This is a genomic window from Xinfangfangia pollutisoli (assembly GCF_020179405.1).
Taxonomy (GTDB): Bacteria; Pseudomonadota; Alphaproteobacteria; order Rhodobacterales; family Rhodobacteraceae; genus Pseudogemmobacter; species Pseudogemmobacter pollutisoli.
Window position 1 is genome coordinate 1 of the sequence record NZ_JAICBZ010000134.1, and the last position, 6,392, is coordinate 6,392.

9 protein-coding genes are annotated in these 6,392 nt (G+C 67.9%); 6 read left to right on the forward strand and 3 right to left on the reverse strand.

Going from position 1 to position 6,392, the window contains the following annotated elements; all coding sequences use genetic code 11:
• Positions 1-228: hypothetical protein (locus K1Y73_RS20980; protein ID WP_225030312.1), on the forward strand; the 228-nt coding region annotated here is incomplete at its 5' end.
• Positions 229-296: 68 nt separating this feature from the next.
• Here K1Y73_RS20980 and K1Y73_RS20985 read toward each other — a convergent pair.
• A complete protein-coding gene (locus tag K1Y73_RS20985; protein ID WP_225030314.1) occupies positions 297-530 on the reverse strand; it encodes a sulfurtransferase TusA family protein in 234 nt (77 codons plus the stop codon).
• A gap of 111 nt (positions 531-641) precedes the next feature.
• Here K1Y73_RS20985 and K1Y73_RS20990 point away from each other — a divergent pair, with 111 nt between their 5' ends.
• From K1Y73_RS20990 to K1Y73_RS21000, 3 genes are all read left to right on the forward strand, one after another.
• On the forward strand, positions 642-1,400 hold the full coding sequence (locus tag K1Y73_RS20990) for a cytochrome c biogenesis CcdA family protein (RefSeq protein WP_225030315.1): 759 nt from the start codon (positions 642-644) through the stop codon (positions 1,398-1,400).
• A gap of 73 nt (positions 1,401-1,473) precedes the next feature.
• Complete coding sequence (locus tag K1Y73_RS20995) at positions 1,474-2,718, forward strand: hypothetical protein (RefSeq protein ID WP_225030317.1); 1,245 nt, start codon at positions 1,474-1,476, stop codon at positions 2,716-2,718.
• 8 nt (positions 2,719-2,726) lie between these two features.
• A complete protein-coding gene (locus K1Y73_RS21000; protein ID WP_225030319.1) occupies positions 2,727-4,100 on the forward strand; it encodes a cytochrome P450 in 1,374 nt (457 codons plus the stop codon).
• Between the two features lie 66 nt (positions 4,101-4,166).
• Here the strand turns inward: K1Y73_RS21000 and purS are convergent, their stop codons facing one another.
• Positions 4,167-4,406, reverse strand: a complete 240-nt coding sequence (purS, locus tag K1Y73_RS21005) for a phosphoribosylformylglycinamidine synthase subunit PurS (protein ID WP_225030320.1) — start codon at positions 4,404-4,406, stop codon at positions 4,167-4,169.
• A gap of 13 nt (positions 4,407-4,419) precedes the next feature.
• Positions 4,420-5,178, reverse strand: a complete 759-nt coding sequence (locus tag K1Y73_RS21010; RefSeq protein ID WP_225030321.1) for a phosphoribosylaminoimidazolesuccinocarboxamide synthase — start codon at positions 5,176-5,178, stop codon at positions 4,420-4,422.
• Positions 5,179-5,462: 284 nt separating this feature from the next.
• Here K1Y73_RS21010 and K1Y73_RS21015 point away from each other — a divergent pair, with 284 nt between their 5' ends.
• Entirely contained in the window at positions 5,463-5,777 is a 315-nt protein-coding gene (locus tag K1Y73_RS21015; RefSeq protein WP_225030322.1) for a DUF1476 domain-containing protein, read from the forward strand.
• 99 nt (positions 5,778-5,876) lie between these two features.
• Positions 5,877-6,386, forward strand: coding sequence for a hypothetical protein (locus K1Y73_RS21020; protein WP_225030323.1), 510 nt, complete (start codon positions 5,877-5,879; stop codon positions 6,384-6,386).
• Positions 6,387-6,392: the final 6 nt, after the last annotated feature.

A 6,392-nucleotide genomic window follows, 5' to 3' on the forward strand; every position in this document is an offset into this window, starting at 1 on the left:
GCGGCTCAGGTGCCCGCGGCGGAAGCCCCGGCAGAAGCCGAGCCCGCGCCTGTCGTCGCGCCGGCGCCTGCGCCCGAACTGCCGCCCCTGGCCGTCGATCCGGGCCCGGCCGTGGCCGACACGGTCCAGCCCGATCCGGGCGAGGCCGAGACGGCGCTGGCCGAACCGGAAGCCGAGGCCGATGACGGCACGGCGAAGCCGCGGCGCAAGGGCTGGTGGTCGCGCTGAACCGCCAAGGAAAAGGGGGGCCCGCGCGGCCCCCTTTGTCTTTTCGCTGTCAAGATCCGCGCCGCGCCTTACCCCCCGGCGCGGATCAGATGCAGGGTCACCCCGCCCTGGTCCCGTGCGCCCAGATAGGCATGCCCGGCCTGGGCGCAGAAATGCGGCAGGTCCACCGCTGCCATCCCGTCGGTCGCGCGCACGCACAGCACCTGCCCGGGGGCCAGCGCCATCAGCCGCTTGCGCGCGCGCAGCACCGGCAGCGGGCACAGCAGCCCCTCGCAATCGATCTCATGGTCCCAGTCGCGCATGCCGATTGCCTATGCGCGCCCGCGCCGTGTGACAAGCCTTCCCGGCAAAGTGACCGTGTGCCGCGGTGACGCGGGCGCCCCGCCGCGCTAGAAGGCGGAAACGGAGGGGCCATGTTCGGGTTCGACATTCTTGATGCGGGGCTGGCCTTGGCCACGGCGCTTGCGCTGGCGGGGGGCTTGCTGTCCTTCCTGTCGCCCTGCGTGCTGCCGGTGGTGCCGCCCTATCTGGCCTATATGGGCGGGATTTCCATGGGCGAGATGACCGGCCCGTCCGAGGCGCGCAAGCGGGTGATCCTGCCGGCGCTGTTCTTCGTGCTGGGCCTGTCGACGATCTTCCTGCTTCTGGGCTTTGCCGCCTCGGCCTTCGGGACCTTCGTTCTGAGCAATCAGGAATGGTTCAACCGCATCGCAGGCCTGATCGTCATCACCTTCGGGCTGCATTTCATCGGCGTCTTCCGCATTCCCTTCCTGATGCGCGAGGCGCGGCTGGATGCGGGCGACCAGGGCGGCTCGGCGCTGGGCGCCTTCGTGCTGGGCCTGGCCTTCGCGGCGGGCTGGACGCCCTGTAACGGCCCGATCCTGTCGGGCATCCTGACCTTGGCCGCGCGTGAGGCGGATGTGGCCCGCGGCACCTATCTCTTGGGCATCTATTCCATCGGCCTGGGCCTGCCCTTCCTGCTGTCGGCGCTGTTCATCACCCAGGCGATCGGGGTGATGAAGAAGATCAAGCCGCATCTGCGCAAGATCGAGGTGGCGATGGGGCTGCTGTTGCTTGTCGTGGGTGCGGTGATGTTCACCGGATCCTTCTCGATCTTCGCGGGCTGGATGCTGGACGCCATGGACCGGCTGGGCATCCCGCTTCTGGGCTAGGGGCGCGCCGCCGCTCCGTTTCCCTCTTATTTCGGCCCGATTCTTCGGCCATCCTGCGGCGCAGGAGGATGGGGTGAAGCTGGAACCTGTCGATCAGACCCAGTCGGACACCGCGGCGAAGCTGTTTCGCCGCCGGGTCTTCTATATTCCGGGCTATGACCCGATCCATCCGCGCCGCTACCGCGAATTGTACCGTCGCGAGGGCGCCGAGCAGGCGGCGCTGGCGGGCTATGATCTGGCGCTGAAGCCCAAGACCACCAAGGGCCCCTATGGCTGGCATGTCAGCGCCAAGGTCGAGGGCGCCCGGGTCGAGGCCGATGTCGAGGTGCTGGTCTGGTCCGATATCGTGCGTGGCAGCATGTCGAACAGCATTCCGGCCACCTATCTTCAGCTGGTGCGAACGGCCTGGGCCTATATCGGCTCGGGCGCGCTGTTTCGGCTGATGCGGCTGCGCAAGGGCCCGATGATCGCGGCACTGTATCCGATCGTCTTCCTGATCCTGCAATTGCTGCTTTGCCTGGTTCTGGGCGGGGTGGTGGCCGGGCTGGCGGCCGAATATCTGCACTGGTCGGTGGGCGTACTGGCCTTCGGTCTGATCGTCGCGGGCGGGCTGCGCTGGTTCCGTGCCAAGGACAACAAGGTCTTCGCCTGGTATCTGATGCATGATTACGCCTATTCGGCACAGTCGAAGGGGGCAAATCCGCCGGATCTTGAGGCGCGGATGTCCGATTTCTGCAAGCAGATCCGCGCCGCGCTGGATCAGGGATTCGACGAGGTGCTGGTCGTCGGCCATTCCTCGGGCGCGCATCTGGGCGTGTCGATCCTGGCCGATCTGATCCGCGACGGGCTGCCCAAGGCCGGGCCCGCGCTGTCCTTCCTGTCGCTGGGCCAGGTCGTGCCGATGGTGTCTTTCCTGCCCGAGGCCAAACGGTTGCGCGCCGATCTGCGCTATCTGTCCGCGCGCGCGGAACTGACCTGGGTCGACGTGACGGCGCCGGGCGATGGCTGCGCCTTCGCGCTGTGCGATCCGGTCAGCGTCTCGGGCATGGCGCCCCAGGGCAAGCGCTGGCCGCTGGTGATCTCGGCTGCCTTCACCCGGACGCTGAGCCCGGCGAAATGGCAGGCGCTGCGGCGGCGCTGGTTCCGGCTGCATTTCCAGTATCTCTGCGCCTTCGACGCGCTGACCGGGGCGCCGGGCGAATATGACTATTTCCGGGTCACGGCCGGCCCGCTGACCCTGGGCGAAAGATTCGCCGGCCGGACCCCGTCGAAAAGCCGCATCGAAAAGCCGGTGAACGGGTTTACAAGCGTGGCATGACTTGTCCTGTGCATCCTCCGAAACCGCCGGCCCGGGCGGATCGCGTCTCGCTTCTGACTTATCTGCGGCTCTTTCGGCGCGACATCCTGTCGGCCCAGCCCGCGCGGCTGTATCGCGCCTGGATGGCCGAGTTCCGCACGCCGTTTTTCCGCAGCTACATGGTCAATGACCCGGCGCTGATCCGATTGGTGCTGAACGAAAGGCCCGATGATTTCCCGAAATCCGACCGGGTGGGCGAAGGGCTGCGGGTGCTGCTGGGCCAGTCGGTCTTCGTCACCAATGGCGAGACCTGGAAGCGCCAGCGCCGGATCATCGACCCGGCCTTCGAAGGCGGGCGGCTGAAGGAAACCTTTCCGGCCATGGTCGCGGCGGCGCAGGCCGCGGTGGCGCGGATGGCGGCCAGCGCCTGGGGCAGCGCGGGCGCAACCGCGGGTATGGTCGAGGTTGAAGAACAGGCCAGCCATGCCGCGGCGGATGTGATCTTCCGCACCCTGTTCTCGATCCCGATCGAGCATGAGATCGCCTCGGCCGTGTTTCAAGAGTTCCGCCGCTACCAGCGCAGCCAGCCGATCCTGAACCTGGCGGCCTTCCTGCCGCTGCCGCGCTGGATGCCGCGCTTTCACCGCCGGGCGACCCGGGCCTCGGCCGCGGCGATCCGCGCGCTGATCACCCGGCTGACCGAGGCACGCGCGGCCGAGATCGCCGCCGGCACGGCGCCCGACGATCTGGCGACCAAGATCATGACCACGCGCGACCCGGTGACGGGCCAGGGCTTCACGCCGGCGGAAATGGTCGATCAGGTGGCGATCTTCTTTCTGGCCGGGCATGAGACCAGCGCCTCGGCCCTGGGTTGGGCACTGTATCTGCTGGCGCTGGACCCCGCGATCCAGGATCGGGTGGCGCAGGAGGCGGCGGCCCTGGGCGATGCCCCCGAGTTTTCCGACGTCAACCGGCTGCGCCTGACCCGCGACGTCTTCCGTGAGACGCTGCGGCTTTACCCGCCCGTGCCGATGCTGGTGCGCGAAAACCGCTGCCCGGAAGAGTTCCGCGGCCGCAAGGTGGCCAAGGGCGCGCAGGTCGTGCTGTCGCCCTGGCATCTGCACCGGCATGAACGGCTTTGGGCCGAGCCGGACGCTTTCGATCCCGACCGCTGGGGGGGCGAGGCGGCGCGGGTCTCGGCGCGCGAGGCCTATATGCCGTTCTCGGCCGGGCCGCGGGTCTGCACCGGGGCGGGCTTTGCCATGGTGGAAGGCGTGTTGCTGCTGGCGATGCTGGTGCGGGCGTTCCGCTTCGGGCGGATCGCGGGCGCCGATCCGATGCCGGTCGCGCATCTGACCGTGCGGGCGAAGGACGGCATCCGCCTGAAGGTCACGCCCCGTTAGGGGCGCGATTTTTCAACGAAAAATCGGCCCGGAATTCGTAGGAATTCCGGTGCCCGGCCCGAAGGCTCAGGCGATCTCGACCCGGTAGCTTTCGATCACCGTATTGGCCAGCAGCTTCTCGCACATGGCCTTCACCTCGGCCTCGGCCTTGGCGCGGTCATCGCCCGCCAGATCCAGCTCGATCACCTTGCCCTGGCGCACGCCCTCGACGCCGGAAAAGCCCAGGGATCCCAGCGCATGGCGGATCGCCTCGCCCTGCGGGTCGAGGACACCGGATTTCAGCATGACGGTGACGCGGGCTTTCATCTTGCTCTCCGGCTCAGTTGATCAGCGAGGGCTTGGTGGCATGGGTGACGTTCGAGGGCAGCACCCCCAGACGCCGGGCGAGTTCGGTATAGACATCCTGCAGCGGCGCGGGGTCGGGCATCGAGCCATCGGCGCGCTCGGTCTGGCGCAGATCCCACAGCAGCATGGAATCGGGGCTGATCTCGTCGGCGACGATCAGGCGCATGAAATCGCCCTCCCAGATCCGGCCGACTTCCAGGCGGAAATCCATCAGCCGCACGCCGACGCCCAGCATCACCCCGGACAGGAAATCGTTCACCCGCAGCGCCAGCGCGACGATATCGTCCAGATCCTGCTGGTTGGCCCAGTTGAAGGCGATGATATGTTCCTCGGACACCAGCGGCGTGCCCAGATTGTCGTCCTTGTAGTAATATTCGACGATCGGGCGGGGCAGGGGCGTGCCTTCGGGAATGCCCAGGCGCTCGGTCAGCCCGCTTGCGGCGAAATTGCGCACCACCACTTCCAGCGGCACGATCTCGGCCATGCGGACCAGTTGCTCGCGCATGTTCAGCCGGCGGATGAAATGCGTGGGCACCCCGATCGCGTTCAGCCCGGTCATGAAGAATTCCGACAGGCGGTTGTTCAGCACGCCCTTGCCCTCGGTCGCGGTCGAGATCGGGGCGACGGTGGCGGTCGAAATGTCATCCTTGAAGTACTGGATCAGCGTTCCGGGCTCGGGGCCCTCGAAAAGAATCTTGGCCTTGCCTTCATAGACCTTCTTGCGACGTGCCATGATCTTTCCCAGCGAAGGACGGAAAAAGGGGCGGCGCAGCCATCTGCGTTCGCGCGCGCCCCGGTCAGGATTGGCCTATAAGCCAAGGGGAAGCCCGCTGCAAGGCGGCCGCAGAAGGGGGGCTGCGCCGGCTGGCGGGGGCGGGTCCCGGGGCGGCCGGGCGGAAGCGGTGATTCGGCTGTCGCCTGCGGCGGGTTTGCGCGGCTTTGCCCTTGCAGTGCGGGCCCGCGCTGGGCATATGACGGTGAACAGCCTTGAACAGCATTCCTGCCCGGGGGGACGTCATGACCACCTTTGAAGATCGCGAAAAATCCTTCGAGGCGAAATTCGCCCATGACAGCGAGATGGCCTTCAAGGCCGAAGCCCGGCGCAACAAGCTGGTGGGGCTTTGGGCCGCGGGGCTGATGGGCAAAAGCGGCGATGCGGCCGAAGCCTATGCGCGCGACGTGGTGGCGGCGGATATCGTCGAGGCCGGCAGCGAGGATGTCGTGCGCAAGGTCGTGGCCGACCTGGCCGGCAAGGCCTCGGCCGAAGAGGTGCGCGCCAAGCTGACCGAACTGATGTCGGTCGCCAAGGCGCAACTGATGGAAGAGATCTGATCCCGCTTCCGCAGATCCGTCGCGCTGCGGCGGGGCGGTCTTAACCGTTTCTGCACCGCCCCTCTGTTACCCCTTCCGCAAGGGCCGAAAGGGGGGCGCATGCTGCAGCGGATTGCCGAGGTCATTCAGGCGCTCAGGGCCGAACCGGCGCTGAAGGGCGGCTGGCGGCCGGTGCTGGGCCTGGTGGCGGCGCTGGCCTTCAGCCTGCTGCTGCTGGACCGGCTGGGCGATCTGGATCCGCAGGCGATCCTTGTGCAGCTGCATCAGGTGCCGCCGGCGCATTGGGCGCTGGCGCTGGGTTTCACCGCGCTCAGCTTTGCCGCCGTCGCCGGCCATGACGAAACCCTGCATCGCCATCTGGCGACCGGCATCCGCCCCGCCGCGGCGCGGCGCGCCGGTCTGGCGGCGATTGCGCTGTCGCAGGCTTTGGGCCTGGGCCTGGTCACCGGGGCGCTGGTGCGCTGGCGGATGCTGCCGGGGCTGCGGCTGGGGCTGGCGCTGAAGCTGACACTTGCGGTCTCGATCGCCTTTCTGGCCGGCTGGTCGAATCGATGCCCGGAAGCCGGGTGCTGCTGGACACGTCGGGGGCGCCCTTGCGGGTGGCGGTGACCCGGC